This window comes from Neisseria zoodegmatis (assembly GCF_900187305.1).
GTDB lineage: Bacteria > Pseudomonadota > Gammaproteobacteria > Burkholderiales > Neisseriaceae > Neisseria > Neisseria zoodegmatis.
In genome coordinates this window covers 2,148,388-2,162,535 of record NZ_LT906434.1, presented here as the reverse complement: position 1 = coordinate 2,162,535, position 14,148 = coordinate 2,148,388, and the positions used below count along the sequence as shown (strand labels likewise).

Sequence of the window (14,148 nt, the reverse complement as noted above, 5' to 3'; positions counted from 1 at the left end):
GGCTGTAAGTTACTGCTATTCTTCTTTCAATACTTTTCCAAGTTCTCTGCTCAGTTTAGACTCATTTTCTTCAAATTTTTTTGTAAATATTTGCTCTCCCATGGTACTTGAAACTTTTTCCACACATATTTGAAATTGAGCTTGTTTATAGAAAATCATTTCATTACCAGGTATGTTGTAGAATTCTTGTATGGCCTTGAGTTCCTGTGGCGTATAGAGAGATAGTGGCATTGAAATTTCATTGTCTGTAGTTTGGGGTTTAATTAATTTACCCGCTGATGCAGAAGAAAGAATTTTTTCGGATTGTAATTTTGCCTGTTTTAGTTTGTAGTCATTGATTTTTTCAAGTAAAGAAATGCCTACAGGTGTCTGGTGGAATTGCTGGATGTTTAAGAGTTCTTTCTCAGTAAAATGATTACATTGTGCTAAAGAAGAATGAACAATTTGGTTGATCATACTACTATAATCAATCTGCTTTTCTAAATCACTGAAAAAAAGCTGGAAAATTTTTTTCACACCTCGGGCTTCTTCTTTAGTCAAATTCAGCTCTTTCAACTCAGGATTTTTAATGATGATTTCACCAAAATTATCCCCCATTTTTCTAACTACGTATTGCATAAGTGAGGCGGTTTGTTTTTTGACGGAAGGAGGAAATAAAATAGATTCGGCATCAACTTTTTTATTGTCTGTATTTGTATTGGTAACAGATGAACAGGACACCAAAAGAAACAAAGTAGAGAGCAAGAGTATCGGTTTTTTCATATTTTAAGCTTTCCGTTGTTAAAAAGTTTTAGATAAATTCAGACGGCCTGCGACAAACGCCGCCAAGTCAGGCTCGATTATCGCACAAACGGGCAGCACCCACACAGAATGCGGCAGGCCGTCTGAAAGTTTGACTGCGTCTTTTTCGGTAATGATCACGATGTCGGCTTGCGGCAAGTCCGCCGCAGTCAGCGCGGCGTGATCGGGCAGGGCGCGGGTTTCCGCCGGTGTGATGCCCATGGCGCGCAAGGTATTGAAAAAACGTTCGGGCTTGGCAATGCCGGCCACGGCGGCCACGCGCAAGCCGTTCAGACGGCCTGTGTCGAGAAGCTCGTCGGGGTGGTGCAGGCGGTAAATATTGCCGGTGCCGAGGCGGCTGTGAAATTCGTTTCGGTGCAGGCCGAACGCGTTTTGATGCGCTTCGGTGCAGCCACTGATCACCACGGCATCAACTTCCTGCAAGCGGGAAAGCGGTTCGCGCAAACCGCCGTTGGGCAGTAAATCCAAATTCAGACGGCCTGCATCGGCAACGGGAAACACCACGATTTCCATATCGCGCTGCAAAGCATAATGTTGCAGGCCGTCGTCGGTCACAATCACTTGAATGTCGGGATGCGCCGCCAACAGTGCTTGCCCTGCATCGGCACGGTCGCTGCCGACCGCAGTCGGCGAGTGGGTTTGGCGGTACAGCAATAAAGGCTCGTCTCCGGCTTCTGCGGCGGTGCTGTTTTCATTCAATACATGTGTGCCGCTGAAACTGCGCCCGTAGCCGCGGCTGATAATCCCCGCACGGATGCCCTGCGCCTGCAAGCCCGACACCAAAGCGGCAACCACAGGGGTTTTACCCGCGCCGCCCGCATGGATATTGCCCACCACCACCACCGGCACGGGCAGTTTGCGGCTTTTCAGACGGTCTGATTGATACAAAGCGCGGCGCACAAACGATACGGCTTGAAACAGCCGCGACAAAGGCCATAACACCGCGCCGAGCAAAGGGCGGGGGCGTTGCCAATGTTGTTCGATTATTTCATGAAGTTTGGGCATTCAGACGGCCTTTGGGAAACATTGCCGCCATTGTGGTGGCTTGGACGGATTTTTGCAAAATTAATTTTGGCGTTGAGCTTGCGGATGCATTGCTTGAGGGAAATATTCAGACGGCCTGTATCGTTGGATAACAGGCCGTCTGAAAAAGCATCATCAATAAAGAAGTCGAAACCTAACGGGCAGGCGCGGAAGCGGCGGGGCTTTCGGGCAGCATATCGCTTTCGTCAAACTCGGGTTCGGGTTCGGCTTGGAACGCTTTGCCGTTGAGTTTCAATTGGTTGTCGGCCAATTCGATACGGGTTTTGATGTTGCCTTCTTCAACGGTCAGGTATTGTTCTCCGGCCATGGAGTTGACGGTGCTGTCGACCATCAGGCGCAGGGTTTCGTTGATATCGTCGATGCCGGCGCGGCCTTCGGCCAAGTCTTTGGCGTTCACGCTGAAAATGTTGCGGGCCTGATTGATGGCAAGTTGTTCAAGCAGTTTTTGCGGTACTTGCATGTCGAAATGGGCGGTGGTTTTTTTCAGCATCGCGCTCAAGTCGTTGAGGTCGTTTTGCAGCAGGCCGGTGAAGCGCATTTCGCCTTTCACGTCCACAATGCCTTCGGGCATGGTGAAATGGAAGGTTTTGACTTTCAGCACGGGGTTTTGAGTAAACAGCCCCGAAGCGTCGTTTTTAACGGTTTTGATGATTTCGGCCTGAATCTGCTCTTCGCTCATTTCTTTAGAGGAAAGTTCGGCCAGTTTGTTTTTAACCGCCAGCAGGCTCTTGGCATCGAGATGCTCGCCGGCAATGTTGATGTCGAGCGGGCCGTAGCGGTCGTCGCCGTAGGTTAGGGTTTCAAAGCGGAAACGCCCTTCGCTGTTGATCCATTCTCCGCTTTCGCCGGTTTGGGTGTCGAACCGGAGATTGTCGACCACGATTTTAGACGGCGAAATGGTGCCGGTGGGGTTGATAAACGCGCCGATCTGCAAGTCGGTAACGATATTTACCAATTCGTTGATTTTGATGTTGTAGTCGAAGCCTTCTTGCCATTGGGTGGAGAATTTGCCGAGCTTGAAGCTGCTGTTGCCCAAGGCCAGTTTGTTGCTGCCTTCGGAAGTTTCCGTGCGGATATGCAGGTTTTCCATGGCAATACTGCCCTTGTCGGCCAGCTTGAGTTGCAGGGAAGGTGCGGCATAATCGTGGGTGTAGGCGGCAAAATCGGATTCGTAGGCGGTAGAACCGCTCAAGCCTTTCCAGTTGAGTTTGATGCCGGAAAGTTCTTCGTAGTCGAAAGCAGGCACGTTTAAGGCCAGCTTGCCGCTGCCGCCGAGATACACGGTGTTGGTTATGCTGACGGGGGCGTTTTCACCGAAAAAGCGTGCCAACACTTTGGCGGTTTCGGGGTGGTATTGGAATTCGGTTTCCACATGCGCGCGCACGGGAGTGATGCCGCCGGCAAAGGGGCCGTGTTTAACATGGTTGATAACCGTAATGGGTTCTTTTAAAACGGTTTTCAGGTTGTCGGGCAGGTATTTTTGGGTGTTGTGCAGCAAGGTGGGTTTGAGCCGGATAACGGTGGTTTCGGTTGCGCTGAACCAGCCGCGTTCGTATTGGTGCGATTCGACGGTCAGAAAGCTGGACTCGGCAAGCAGCTTCTGCTGGAAGGCCAGGCTTTCTTCGGCTTTGATGCCTAAATAGTAAGGCAGGGCTGCTAAAGCGCAAATGCCGACGAACAATACGGAAATCAGAAATTTTTTCATTGCATCAAATTTCAAACAGAAAGCGTGCAGGATAGCATTATTTGCCCGGTTTGTCTTTGCAGCGCCCGCGAGCGTTGTAAAACGGGCGGTTTCGGCAGTATCATGTGTTTTGTTGTGTATCAATCAGACTGGAGTGCTTCATGAAAAAACTGGCGGCTGTGTTGGCCGGAGTGTGGCTGGGTTTGCAGCTTGGAATGGGTTATGTGGCGGCGCCGCTGCTGTTTCAAAATCTGCAAAGAATGCAGGCGGGCGAGCTGGCGGGCGTTTTATTCAACGTGGTGGCTTATTTCGGCTTGGCGGTTTGGCTGTTGGTGTATGCGGTGTATAAGATGTACGCCGAGCGCGGCTATACCCGTTCTTACACGCCGAAATGGATTGTGCTGCTGCTGATATTGATGGCGGTGAACCAGTTTTTGATTACGCCGGTGATTGAGGCGCATAAAGCGGGCGAATCCAATTGGTTGTTGGGTTTGATCGGCGGCTCTTTCGGGCAATGGCACGGTGTGTCGAGCATTGTGTATATGGTGTGCAGTGTGATCGGTTTGGGGCTGGTGTTCCGTTTGTTGAAGCTGGATACGCACTGATTTGATTTGGGATTACTTGAGGCCGTCTGAAAACGAGTGATGCGGGTTGCGCTAAAACTGTTTTCAGACGGCCTTGTTATCTGCGTTTTAGAAATAGCCTGCTTTTTTGCGCTCTTCCATGGCCGCTTCGGAAACGCGGTCGTCCATGCGGGTGGCGCTGCGTTCGGAAAGGGTGGCGGCGGCGGTTTCGGCGATGATGTCTTCCGGTGTGGCGGCGGTGCTGGCAACGGGGCAGGTGCAGGAAATGTCGCCGACGGTGCGGAAACGCACGCTGCACACTTGCGCGGTTTCGCCGTCGCGCTTGGGTGTGAGCGGGGTAACGGGCACAAGCAGGCCGCCGCGTTCGACCACTTCACGTTCGTGGGCATAGTAAATCGGCGGCAGAGCAAGGTTTTCGCGGGCGATGTATTGCCAGATGTCGAGTTCCGTCCAATTGGAAATAGGGAACACGCGCATGTTTTCGCCGGGGAAGAGGCGGGTATTGTAGAGATTCCAAAGTTCGGGGCGTTGGTTTTTCGGATCCCATTGGCCGAATTCGTCGCGGAAAGAGAAGATGCGTTCTTTGGCGCGGGCTTTTTCTTCGTCGCGCCGTGCGCCGCCCATCAGTGCGTCGAAGCCGTGTTCTTCAATGGTTTCGACAAGGGTAACGGCTTGGGCGGCATTGCGTGAGTCGGTTTCGCGGCGCAAAACCACCGTGCCGCGTTTGATGGAATCTTCCACGCTGCCCACCACCAGCTCCACGCCGGTGCGGGCGACGGTTTGGTCGCGGAAAGCAATCACTTCGGGATAATTGTGGCCGGTATCCACATGCAGCAGTTTGAATGGCAGCTTGAGCGGCCGGCCTTCGATTTGAAAAGCTTTCACGGCCAGCGCGAGCAGCACCACCGAATCTTTGCCGCCCGAAAACAGCAGCGCGGGGTTTTTCGCTTCGGCAATCACTTCGCGGATGATGTAGATGGATTCGGCTTCAAGCCAGTTGAGGTGGTGGTTTTGGATAGACATGATGTGTTCTTTTCAGATGGCCTCGATGCGCTTTACTTTAATGAGGCCGTCTGAAAAAGGGAAAGAATGGTTGGTTTTAATTTAAGATGATTTTGTTATAAAACCTGCGGTTTTTCGCTTTTGGGGCAAGGGCGGGCGTTGGCGAAGCGGGCTTTGCGGCGTGCAGGCCGCTCTTTCAATACGTTTCTGAAAAGCCGTATAATAGCCGCCGTACTATAATGACACAGCAGAAAGCGCCACCATGAACATTACCGTTATCGACCACCCGCTGGTCAAACACAAACTCACCTTGATGCGCGAAGCCGAGTGCAGCACGTTTAAATTCCGCACGTTGACCACCGAGTTGGCGCGCTTGATGGCTTATGAAGCCACCCGCGATTTCGCGACGGAAAACTATATTATCGACGGCTGGTGCGGCCAGATCGAAGGCGAGCGCATTAAAGGTAAAACGCTCACGGTTGTGCCGATTCTGCGCGCCGGCTTGGGTATGCTCGACGGCGTGCTGGATTTGATTCCCACCGCCAAAATCAGCGTGGTCGGCCTGCAACGCGACGAAGAAACGCTCAAGCCGGTTTCTTATTTTGAAAAATTCGTCGACAGCATGGATTCGCGTCCGGCGTTGATTATCGACCCCATGTTGGCAACCGGCGGCTCGATGGTGGCCACCATTGATTTGCTGAAGCAGAAAGGCTGCCGCAATATCAAAGCCTTGGTGCTGGTGGCCGCGCCCGAAGGCGTGAAGCTGGTGAACGAAGCCCACCCCGACGTAACCATTTACACCGCCGCGCTCGACAGCCATCTCAACGAACACGGCTACATCATCCCCGGTTTGGGCGATGCGGGCGATAAGATTTTCGGCACGCGCTGATTGCGTTGAGATCGTTTGATGCCGTCTGAAAGTGAGCTTTGCGGATTTCGCTAAAAGTGTTTCAGACGGCATCGGTTTATCGGCAGGCTGGCACGGCCTGTTTCCTATCCGGCAAGTGTGTTTTGCCGTTTTGTATTTTGAAGAAAGAATTGCCATGAGTTTTCAAGACAACCTCGCCACCTTGCCTTCTATTGACCATCTGAGCGGTTTGGATGTGTTGAGCAACGGCGAAACCATCCACCATATTCCCGCCGCGCCCGGCAAGCTCGGTTCGCTCAAGCTTTATCACGCACTGGCACAGGAGTTTAACGGTGTGTTGAGCCGCGAAGCCGCCGAACACGGTTTGGCTTTGTTTGCCGAACATGTGGCCGATGCCGAAGCCAACCCCGGCAAGCATCCCAATATTGATTTGCTGTTTAAAGTGAAAGCTGAAAACTTGAATTTGCAGCTGAAAGCGTTGACGAATTAAAGGGCATTGCCGTTTCTGCATTTGGATATGGAGGAACGACTAGAGCCGCTTTCGTTTCTTTGCTTGGCCGCACAATGAATAAAGGCCGTCTGAAAAAACCGAACCTTGTGTTTCATAGCAAGGTTCGGTTTTTTCAGACGGCCTCAAGCTGTTTAAGGGTAAGAAAACGCTTTATTGGCTGTCTTTGGCTTTCGGGTTGAAGAAAGGCAGCAAGCGTTCCGCACCTTGTTTTAAGGCTTCAAGAAAAATCGCCACTTCGTGTTTTTGTTGCTCAGCATAGCTGGCAGTGAAGAGCCAGCCGTCTTGGGTTAAGGTGTAGTTGATGCCCAAACCGCCGTCGGAAGTGGGTGCGAAGGCAAAATTAATGATCGTGCTGTCGTCGCCCAAAGTGGAAGTGGACAGGAAATCGGTTGAGAAAACTTCATAAGCCTTGTCTTTAAACACAGCGGGAACGCGGCGGCTGCCGTTTTGCCGTGCCATCAGCTTCAAACCGAGCAAGTGGCGGTTGGCGCCTTGCCCCAGTTTGGCGGCTTTGATGCGGGCTTTGTGTTCGGCAAGGGCGGCATCGAGCAGGCTTTGGTCGGGCTGGTCTTGCAGCAACGTGCCGACAAACGCGAGCGATTCATCCGAAATCGGGCGCACGCATTCGGTGCGGCCGTTGCGGAAATGGCTGACGTCCACCGCTTCATAGGTGTTTCTCACTTCGCCGTAGGTGGTGAGCAGGGCGTATTGAAGCAAAAACTGCATCAAAGCGTCGTGGCTGACACCTTTCGGAATGCTGTTGCCGTTAAAGGGAATGGGTACGCTGGTTACGCGCATTTTAGCAGCTTGTTGAGCATATTGTTGCTGCCATTGCGGCCAATTTTTCTTTTGGGTGGGCGTGAGCGTCCATTGGTGGCGGCTGATGGCCGGTGCCGTTTTTTTGCCGTGGTGGGCATGGAGCTTTTCTGCGGCAAGCGCCACGATGCCTTTTAATGCGCCGCCGTCTTCCCAAGTGTGTTCGCAATGCAGAAACAGCCTTTGCGTTGCGCTGTTGTAGCAGAAAGTCATCGGCTTGTAGCACCACACGTTTTGATGCGGTACAAACGTGGCACGGGCCAGGTCGTCGTCGGCAGCCAGCGGCATGTGGTCGAGGCTGATGTGGAACAAATCGGTTTCGAGATGGTTGATCAGCTCGGCGTTGTCGTCTTTGGTGTTGAGGGCACGATAAACCTGAGCCGTGGCGTTGCCGCCCAAATAAGAGGGAATGGCGACAGGGTAGGGGTTTTCGATGTGGTCGGTCAAAATCTGCTCGAACGCCTGTTGGAAGGTGTCGGGGTGGTAGGCTTCAAAATGATCGTCAAGCGCGGTGATTCTGTAATAGAAGCCGTTGTGCAAAACCCCGATGTGGCGGCTGGTGGTTTCGGCGATGCGGTAGCCGTCGCTGGCGGTTTTCGGGGTACGCGCCGCGCCGCGCAAAATCTGCCATTGCTGCATACACACGGGCGTGCCTTGCGGAGTGTGTGGCACGGGAATGCGGTTGTGGTGGAAGTCGGCGCACACGGCGGCGATGGCAGCCGCCCATTCGCTCAAACTTTTACCGTGCGTGCGGATGGCAAAGCCTACATTGCTCGCCAGAGGCAGAGGCGTGCGCACGTCGAGATAGCTTTTCAGCCAAGCATCCAGTAGCCAGCTGGTGTCGGCTTTTTCGGCGGATGTTTCCAGTTGTGTTTGTAATGTTTTCCCTATCCGGCTTTGGAAATGGCGCACGGAAGCCGTGGTTTTTTTATATTCTTCATCACTCAGCAGCGGACGCACCTGTTTGAGGTAGCGGGCACAGGTTTCTACAAGATCGGGCACCGGCAAGCGTGGTTGCTGGGTCATGCTTCTCTCCTTTTGTTAAGTTTATGATATTTAGTAGATTGTAGCGGAAAAACCCGTTTGAAGTAACCTATGGTAAGAATAATATGCCGTTTGTTTATTAAGTGACGGTTGTGTAGATGGTTATTAGTATAATGTCATTTTTCAGCGTGCACTCACTTTAGAAAGGAAGAATAATGAAAGTTTTACGTTGGCTTGCAGCGCCTTCGTGCGCAATTTTTCTGGCATTATCCGCCTGTGCAAACGTACAACCGGGTACCTACCAACAGGCCAAAGAAGCATACAGCAAAGGCCAATACGAAGAAGCCCATAAAATCATGAAAGCCCTTGCCGAGCAAGGCGATGCCAATGCGCAAAACCAATTGGGCATGATGTTTTCAGACGGCATCAGCCGACCTTTAGACTACGCCCAAGCCAAACAGTGGTGGGAAAAGGCCGCCGCACAAAACCATGTGAACGCCATTTATCATTTGGGTTTATTGTATGAAAACGGCTGGGGTGTGCGCCCCGATTACGTTATTGCGGTTGAGTGGTATGCAAAAGCTGCGGAACTCGGCCAAGTGAATGCTATGGTAAACCTCGCTGCGTTATACGAATCCGGAAAAGGTGTGAAACGCAACCATCGTAAGGCCGCCGAGTGGTACGAACAAGCCGCAGAAAAAGGCGAAGTCGAAAGCCAATTCAAAATCGGCATGATGTATTTGAACGGCACGGGCGTGAAGCGCAACCAAGCAAAAGCCAAGCATTGGTTGGTCAAAGCTGCCGAGCAAGGCGATGTTAAAGCTACATCGGTATTGAAAAAGAAAAGAATGTAATAAGAATGTAATGAAGAAAAGGCCGTCTGAAATATTCAGACGGCCTTTTTCATTTATGTACAGAAGCTTTGATGGTGAATAGAGATTACTGCTTGTTCTCTTCGCTGTCCAAGAAGCTTCTCAAGCGGTCGCTGCGGGTCGGGTGACGCAGTTTGCGCAATGCTTTGGCTTCGATTTGGCGGATACGTTCGCGGGTTACGTCGAACTGCTTGCCCACTTCTTCCAGCGTGTGGTCGGTGTTCATGTCGATACCGAAGCGCATACGCAATACTTTTGCTTCGCGCGGAGTCAGGCTTTCCAGCACTTCTTTGGTAACTTCGTGCAGGCTCGAATACATGGCCGCGTCTGCCGGAGCGACATTGTTCACGTCTTCGATGAAATCGCCCAAATGCGAATCGTCGTCGTCACCGATTGGCGTTTCCATGGAAATCGGCTCTTTGGCGATTTTCATGATTTTGCGGATTTTGTCTTCGGGCATTTCCATCAGTTCGGCCAGTTTGGCAGAATCAGGCTCTTCGCCGGTTTCTTGCAGATATTGGCGCGAAATGCGGTTCATTTTGTTGATGGTTTCAATCATGTGAACCGGAATACGGATGGTGCGCGCTTGGTCGGCAATCGAGCGGGTAATGGCCTGACGAATCCACCATGTGGCGTAAGTAGAGAATTTGTAACCGCGGCGGTATTCGAACTTATCCACGGCTTTCATCAAACCGATATTGCCTTCCTGAATCAAATCAAGGAACTGCAAGCCGCGGTTGGTGTATTTTTTAGCAATCGAAATCACCAAACGCAAGTTGGCCTGAATCATTTCCTGCTTGGCGGCAGCGGTTTCTTTTTCGCTGATCACCATGTTTTTATTGATTTCTTTCAGCTCTTCGATGGAAATGCGGGTTTCGGTTTCCATGTCGGCCAGCGCGGTTTGTTTCTCGATAATGGCATGGCGGAAGCGGTCGAGCGCGTTGCTCCAAACTTTGCCTTTGGCCACTTCTTCTTCAACCCAATCCAAGCGTGTGATTTCGGGCAGGAAGTAGTTGATGAAATAGTCTCTGTCCATATGAACGCGATCCAAGCAGATATCGCGGATTTCGCGTTCGAGTCTGCGGATGTTTTCCACGCGTTCGCGCAAGTTGCTGCTCAAGGCTTCAATCTGACGGGTGGCGAAACGTACTTCGAGCAGTTTGGAAGCGATGGCGTCGCGGTGTTCCAAATAGGTTTCATGGCGGCTGTCGTGTTTGGTCAGCGCGGCGATCATTTTGTCGTAATCTTCTTGGATGCGTTCAAAATGTTCGAGCACTTTTTGCTTCAGCTCTTCCAAGTTGGTGGCGGCGATGGCTTCGGGGCTGCTTTCGTCTTCGTCATCTTCGCTGTCGTTGTCGCTGTCGTCGCTGTCGTCGGTATCGCTGTTGTCGGCCGGTGCGGCAGTTTCCAGATGGCCTAAGCCCAGTTCGTTGAGCAATACTTCGTTGGGGTCGATAATGGCTTCTACAACTTCGTCGACTTTGATTTCATCGGCGCGGATGCGCCCGATCAGCTCCAAAATTTCGGTAATCGAACCGGGGCAGGCGGAAATGGCCTGTACCATGTTTTTCAGAGCGTTTTCGATTTTTTTGGCGATGATGATTTCGTCTTCGCGGGTCAGCAGATCGACCTGACCCATTTCGCGCATGTACATACGCACGGGGTCGGTGGTGCGGCCGAATTCGCTGTCAACGCTGGACAGGGCGGCTTCGGCTTCGGCAACGGCGTCGTCGTCGGTGATGGCGGCGGTGTTGTCGCTCATCAGCATTTCTTCGGCATCGGGCGCCTGCTCGGTCACTTGGATGCCCAAGCCTGAAATCATGCTGACGATGTTGTCGATTTGCTCTGCGTCAGACATATCATCAGGCAGGGCGTCGTTGATTTCGGAGTAGGTGATGTAGCCTCGCTCTTTACCCATGATAATGAGCTGGCGTAACCGTGCCCGCTGCTCTTCAAGGGTGAGCGGACGGTTGTCGTCTTGTTCTTCGTATTCGCTGTCGTGTGTATTGCTGTGTTCGGTGGACATAGAATGTTCTCGATGAATGGTTTAACGGATTGGCGGCCGTCTGAAACAAATCGGTAGGGTATTCTGCGGTAGGTACAAGACGACTCGGTTGCAGCGGGGTATATGTTTTTCAGACGGCCTTGGGTTTTATCGTGCGCTTGGCGTTAATAGTGCCAGCAGCAGTTTTTTTTCACTTTCGTTTAAACCGGTTTGCCGGTTTTTTTCTTTTAATGCCTCAATTTGAGCGTTTTTCAACTCGTTCAGGAGTTTGGCCATGCCGAGTTGGAAACTTTCGCAATCTTCTTCGCTGTTGCCTTCCAGTGCTTCCAGGTCGTTGAGCGCGTTTTGGAAAATCCGGTTTATCGTGGCTTCATAAGGGCTTCCACGCATGTGCTCCAAAATACGCGCGCCTGTGGGCGGCTCCGGCTGGCTGTTGATCAGCTCGGCGAGATTGGCTAGGCAGGCAAAATCGCCGGTTAGGGTCAGATATTCGGGCAGGTCTATATATGAAGCCCATGCGGGATTTATCAAGAGGCTGCGTATCTGGCGTTCCGCCAATGTAGACATTTGCGGTTGTTTAAAGGTTTCTTTGGGCAGTTTGTAATTTTTCTGCCGGGCTTGGCGTTTGGGGGCTTCTTCGCCCATCAGGCGGGCGAGATCGGCGGTGTCGATGCCCACCAGTTCGCTTAAACGCTGCCTTAATAAAAAGCCTAAAGCGGGTGCGGTAATCTGTGCCAGCAGGGGCGAGCTGGTTTTGACCAGTTCGGCTTTGCCTTCCTGCGTATCCAGATTAAGGCCGTCTGAAAGGTGTTCCCAAAAATATTCCGACAGGGGTTTGCTTTGGTTGAGCAGGGCATCTTCAAACGGTGTTTTGCCGTATGCGCGGATGTAGCTGTCGGGGTCGTGCTCTTCCGGCAAAAACAGGAAATGCAGCGATTTGTCGTCTTTCAGTTGCGGCAAGGCGTTTTCTAAAGCCCGCCATGCGGCTTTTCTGCCGGCACGGTCGCCGTCGAAGCAGAAGTAAATGCTGTCGGTTTGGCGCATCAGCAGCTTGATGTGGTCGGCGGTGGTGGCGGTGCCCAGCGCGGCGACGCTGTAACCGATGCCGAACTGCGCCAAAGCGACCACGTCCATATAGCCTTCCACCACCAAAATGCGCCCTGCGTCTTTGATGGCGGCGCGGCCTTCGTGCAGGCCGTAGAGGTTGCGGCCTTTATCGAACAGCGGCGTTTCGGGGGAGTTGAGGTATTTCGGCTCTCCCTTGTCGAGTATCCGCCCGCCGAAGCCGATCACTTGTCCGCGCTGGTTGCGGATGGGGAACATGATGCGGTCGCGGAAACGGTCGTAATATTTGCCGTCTTTTTCGATAACCATGCCGCTTTCTACGAGCGGCGTGTTGGGGTAGGGCTGGAAAATCTGCGCCAGCGGCTGCCAACTGTCGGGCGCGTAACCCAATCCGTAATGCTCGATGATTTCGGCACTCAAACCGCGCCCGCTGAGATATTGCTGCGCATGGACATCTTGTTTCAGACGGCCTGTATAAAAAGCGGCGGCGGCTTCGGTGGTTTCTTCCAGCGTTTGCTGTTTTTTCTTGCGTTGCGCGCGCTGTTCGGGGTTTTCCTGCTGACCGCGGGTGCGCGGTACGGTCATGCCGACGCGGTCGGCCAAATACTGCACGGCTTCGGTAAAGCTCAAGCCTTGATATTCCATGATGAACCCGATGGCCGAACCGTGCGCGCCGCAACCAAAACAGTGGTAAAACTGTTTCTGCGGGCTGACGGAAAACGACGGCGATTTTTCTTTGTGAAACGGGCAGCAGGCCATGTAGTTGGCGCCGCCTTTTTTCAGCGGCACATGCTCGTCGATAATATCTACGATATCGACTTTGGCCAGCAGCTCGTCGATAAATTCACTCGGTATCATGGTTATGTATCGAGGCCGTCTGAAAGAGACGTTTGAGAAGGCGTTTTCTTTCAGACGGCCTTTTCGGATCAGGCGGCGAGCACCGATTTCAGCACTTTGTTCACTTCGCCCATGTCGGCTTTTCCGGCCAATCGGGTTTTCAATACGCCCATTACTTTGCCCATATCGGCCATGCCTGCCGCGCCGGTTTCGGCAACGGCTGCCTCTACTGCGCTGCGGATTTCTTCAGGCGACATCATTTGCGGCAGGTAGCGTTTGAGCACTTCGGTTTCGGCGTTTTCTTTTTCCGCCAAATCGGCGCGGCCGGCGTCGGTGTAGATTTTGGCGCTGTCGTTGCGCTGTTTCACCATCTTGGTAATGATGGCAATCACTTTGGCGTCGTCGGCTTCCGTGCGCTCGTCCACTTCAAACTGCTTGATGGCGGCGTTGATAAGGCGCACGGTGGACAGGGTAACGCTGTCTTTGGCGCGCATGGCGGTTTTCATGTCTTCGGAAAGTTGCGCTTTCAGGCTCATGGCGGGCTCACTTTGTTGGGGTTTCAAACCATTTTAATGGTGTTGTTTGGTTTAAAAACAAGCTGTTTCGGCATTTCGGGCGGAAATGCGGGGCAAACGGCCGTTTGTGTGTGCGGCGGTTTTGAATGTAGCTGTTTGACGCTGCTGCTTCTTGGTGTGACGAAGCATGAAAAGGTTTCGTGGCGGTGTGTTTGTGGGATTGATTTAGTTAGTAAAGTTTGTTTCTTATACAAGCCAAAACACCGCAAAGCGCAAGGCTTTACGGTGTATTGCTTAATCACATTATTCAGAAAGTGTGATTAGTAGAGTTTCGGAGGCAGTTGTTGGCTGCGCAGGCGTTTTTGCAGACGTTTAACCGCAGCGGCTTTTTTGCGTTTGCGCTCGGTAGTCGGTTTTTCGTAAGCTTCGCGGGCGCGCAGTTCGGTCAGCAGGCCGGTTTTTTCAACAGCGCGTTTGAAACGGCGCATGGCAACTTCAAAAGGTTCGTTTTCTTTTACACGAATAGCAGGCATTTTATTTCCTTCAATATTTTGGTTTCG

At 52.2% G+C, this 14,148-nt stretch carries 13 protein-coding genes; 4 read left to right on the top strand and 9 right to left on the bottom strand.

What is annotated here, in order from left to right:
• Positions 1-15 precede the first annotated feature (15 nt).
• The 3 genes from CKV66_RS10160 to CKV66_RS10150 all read right to left on the bottom strand — a co-directional run bounded on the left by CKV66_RS10160 (position 16) and on the right by CKV66_RS10150 (position 3,550).
• Positions 16-762: a hypothetical protein gene (locus tag CKV66_RS10160; RefSeq protein ID WP_085362835.1), complete on the bottom strand. Its 747-nt coding sequence runs from the start codon at positions 760-762 to the stop codon at positions 16-18.
• An 18-nt stretch (positions 763-780) separates the two neighbouring features.
• Entirely contained in the window at positions 781-1,806 is a 1,026-nt protein-coding gene (gene lpxK / locus CKV66_RS10155) for a tetraacyldisaccharide 4'-kinase (protein ID WP_085362836.1), read from the bottom strand.
• A gap of 172 nt (positions 1,807-1,978) precedes the next feature.
• Positions 1,979-3,550, bottom strand: coding sequence for a YdgA family protein (locus CKV66_RS10150; protein WP_085362913.1), 1,572 nt, complete (start codon positions 3,548-3,550; stop codon positions 1,979-1,981).
• 140 nt (positions 3,551-3,690) lie between these two features.
• Here CKV66_RS10150 and CKV66_RS10145 point away from each other — a divergent pair, with 140 nt between their 5' ends.
• Positions 3,691-4,134: a DUF4149 domain-containing protein gene (locus CKV66_RS10145; RefSeq protein WP_085362837.1), complete on the top strand. Its 444-nt coding sequence runs from the start codon at positions 3,691-3,693 to the stop codon at positions 4,132-4,134.
• Positions 4,135-4,221: 87 nt separating this feature from the next.
• Here the strand turns inward: CKV66_RS10145 and cysD are convergent, their stop codons facing one another.
• The gene (gene cysD / locus CKV66_RS10140; protein ID WP_085362838.1) at positions 4,222-5,136 is read right to left on the bottom strand and encodes a sulfate adenylyltransferase subunit CysD; all 915 of its coding nucleotides are present in this window, start codon (positions 5,134-5,136) and stop codon (positions 4,222-4,224) included.
• 241 nt (positions 5,137-5,377) lie between these two features.
• On the opposite strand from cysD, the gene upp reads away from it, so the two are divergent.
• On the top strand, positions 5,378-6,004 hold the full coding sequence (upp, locus tag CKV66_RS10135) for a uracil phosphoribosyltransferase (RefSeq protein WP_054600184.1): 627 nt from the start codon (positions 5,378-5,380) through the stop codon (positions 6,002-6,004).
• Between the two features lie 154 nt (positions 6,005-6,158).
• Positions 6,159-6,473 carry a DUF2322 family protein gene (locus CKV66_RS10130; protein ID WP_085362914.1) on the top strand — a complete coding sequence of 105 codons (315 nt, stop codon included), beginning with the start codon at positions 6,159-6,161 and terminating at the stop codon, positions 6,471-6,473.
• Positions 6,474-6,644: 171 nt separating this feature from the next.
• On the opposite strand, the gene CKV66_RS10125 is transcribed toward CKV66_RS10130, so the two are convergent.
• Positions 6,645-8,336: a choline/carnitine O-acyltransferase gene (locus tag CKV66_RS10125; protein WP_085362839.1), complete on the bottom strand. Its 1,692-nt coding sequence runs from the start codon at positions 8,334-8,336 to the stop codon at positions 6,645-6,647.
• Between the two features lie 173 nt (positions 8,337-8,509).
• Between CKV66_RS10125 and CKV66_RS10120 the strand changes: the two genes are divergently transcribed.
• A complete protein-coding gene (locus CKV66_RS10120) occupies positions 8,510-9,148 on the top strand; it encodes a tetratricopeptide repeat protein (protein ID WP_085362840.1) in 639 nt (212 codons plus the stop codon).
• Positions 9,149-9,233: 85 nt separating this feature from the next.
• Here CKV66_RS10120 and rpoD read toward each other — a convergent pair whose 3' ends face one another.
• The 4 genes from rpoD to rpsU all read right to left on the bottom strand — a co-directional run bounded on the left by rpoD (position 9,234) and on the right by rpsU (position 14,121).
• On the bottom strand, positions 9,234-11,192 hold the full coding sequence (gene rpoD / locus CKV66_RS10115) for an RNA polymerase sigma factor RpoD (RefSeq protein WP_085362841.1): 1,959 nt from the start codon (positions 11,190-11,192) through the stop codon (positions 9,234-9,236).
• 126 nt (positions 11,193-11,318) lie between these two features.
• Positions 11,319-13,094, bottom strand: coding sequence for a DNA primase (gene dnaG / locus CKV66_RS10110; protein WP_085362842.1), 1,776 nt, complete (start codon positions 13,092-13,094; stop codon positions 11,319-11,321).
• A gap of 68 nt (positions 13,095-13,162) precedes the next feature.
• Entirely contained in the window at positions 13,163-13,609 is a 447-nt protein-coding gene (locus CKV66_RS10105) for a GatB/YqeY domain-containing protein (protein ID WP_085362915.1), read from the bottom strand.
• A gap of 299 nt (positions 13,610-13,908) precedes the next feature.
• Positions 13,909-14,121: a 30S ribosomal protein S21 gene (gene rpsU, locus CKV66_RS10100; protein ID WP_054600191.1), complete on the bottom strand. Its 213-nt coding sequence runs from the start codon at positions 14,119-14,121 to the stop codon at positions 13,909-13,911.
• Positions 14,122-14,148: the final 27 nt, after the last annotated feature.

What these genes read in the sequence shown, in the direction of transcription:
- CKV66_RS10145 (WP_085362837.1), top strand. Translation starts at nt 3,691, where the DNA reads ATGAAAAAACTGGCGGCTGTGTTGGCCGGAGTGTGGCTGGGTTTGCAG.
- CKV66_RS10125 (WP_085362839.1), bottom strand. Translation starts at nt 8,336, where the DNA reads ATGACCCAGCAACCACGCTTGCCGGTGCCCGATCTTGTAGAAACCTGT.
- upp (WP_054600184.1), top strand. Translation starts at nt 5,378, where the DNA reads ATGAACATTACCGTTATCGACCACCCGCTGGTCAAACACAAACTCACC.
- lpxK (WP_085362836.1), bottom strand. Translation starts at nt 1,806, where the DNA reads ATGCCCAAACTTCATGAAATAATCGAACAACATTGGCAACGCCCCCGC.
- cysD (WP_085362838.1), bottom strand. Translation starts at nt 5,136, where the DNA reads ATGTCTATCCAAAACCACCACCTCAACTGGCTTGAAGCCGAATCCATC.
- rpoD (WP_085362841.1), bottom strand. Translation starts at nt 11,192, where the DNA reads ATGTCCACCGAACACAGCAATACACACGACAGCGAATACGAAGAACAA.
- CKV66_RS10120 (WP_085362840.1), top strand. Translation starts at nt 8,510, where the DNA reads ATGAAAGTTTTACGTTGGCTTGCAGCGCCTTCGTGCGCAATTTTTCTG.
- CKV66_RS10150 (WP_085362913.1), bottom strand. Translation starts at nt 3,550, where the DNA reads ATGAAAAAATTTCTGATTTCCGTATTGTTCGTCGGCATTTGCGCTTTA.
- rpsU (WP_054600191.1), bottom strand. Translation starts at nt 14,121, where the DNA reads ATGCCTGCTATTCGTGTAAAAGAAAACGAACCTTTTGAAGTTGCCATG.
- CKV66_RS10160 (WP_085362835.1), bottom strand. Translation starts at nt 762, where the DNA reads ATGAAAAAACCGATACTCTTGCTCTCTACTTTGTTTCTTTTGGTGTCC.
- dnaG (WP_085362842.1), bottom strand. Translation starts at nt 13,094, where the DNA reads ATGATACCGAGTGAATTTATCGACGAGCTGCTGGCCAAAGTCGATATC.
- CKV66_RS10105 (WP_085362915.1), bottom strand. Translation starts at nt 13,609, where the DNA reads ATGAGCCTGAAAGCGCAACTTTCCGAAGACATGAAAACCGCCATGCGC.
- CKV66_RS10130 (WP_085362914.1), top strand. Translation starts at nt 6,159, where the DNA reads ATGAGTTTTCAAGACAACCTCGCCACCTTGCCTTCTATTGACCATCTG.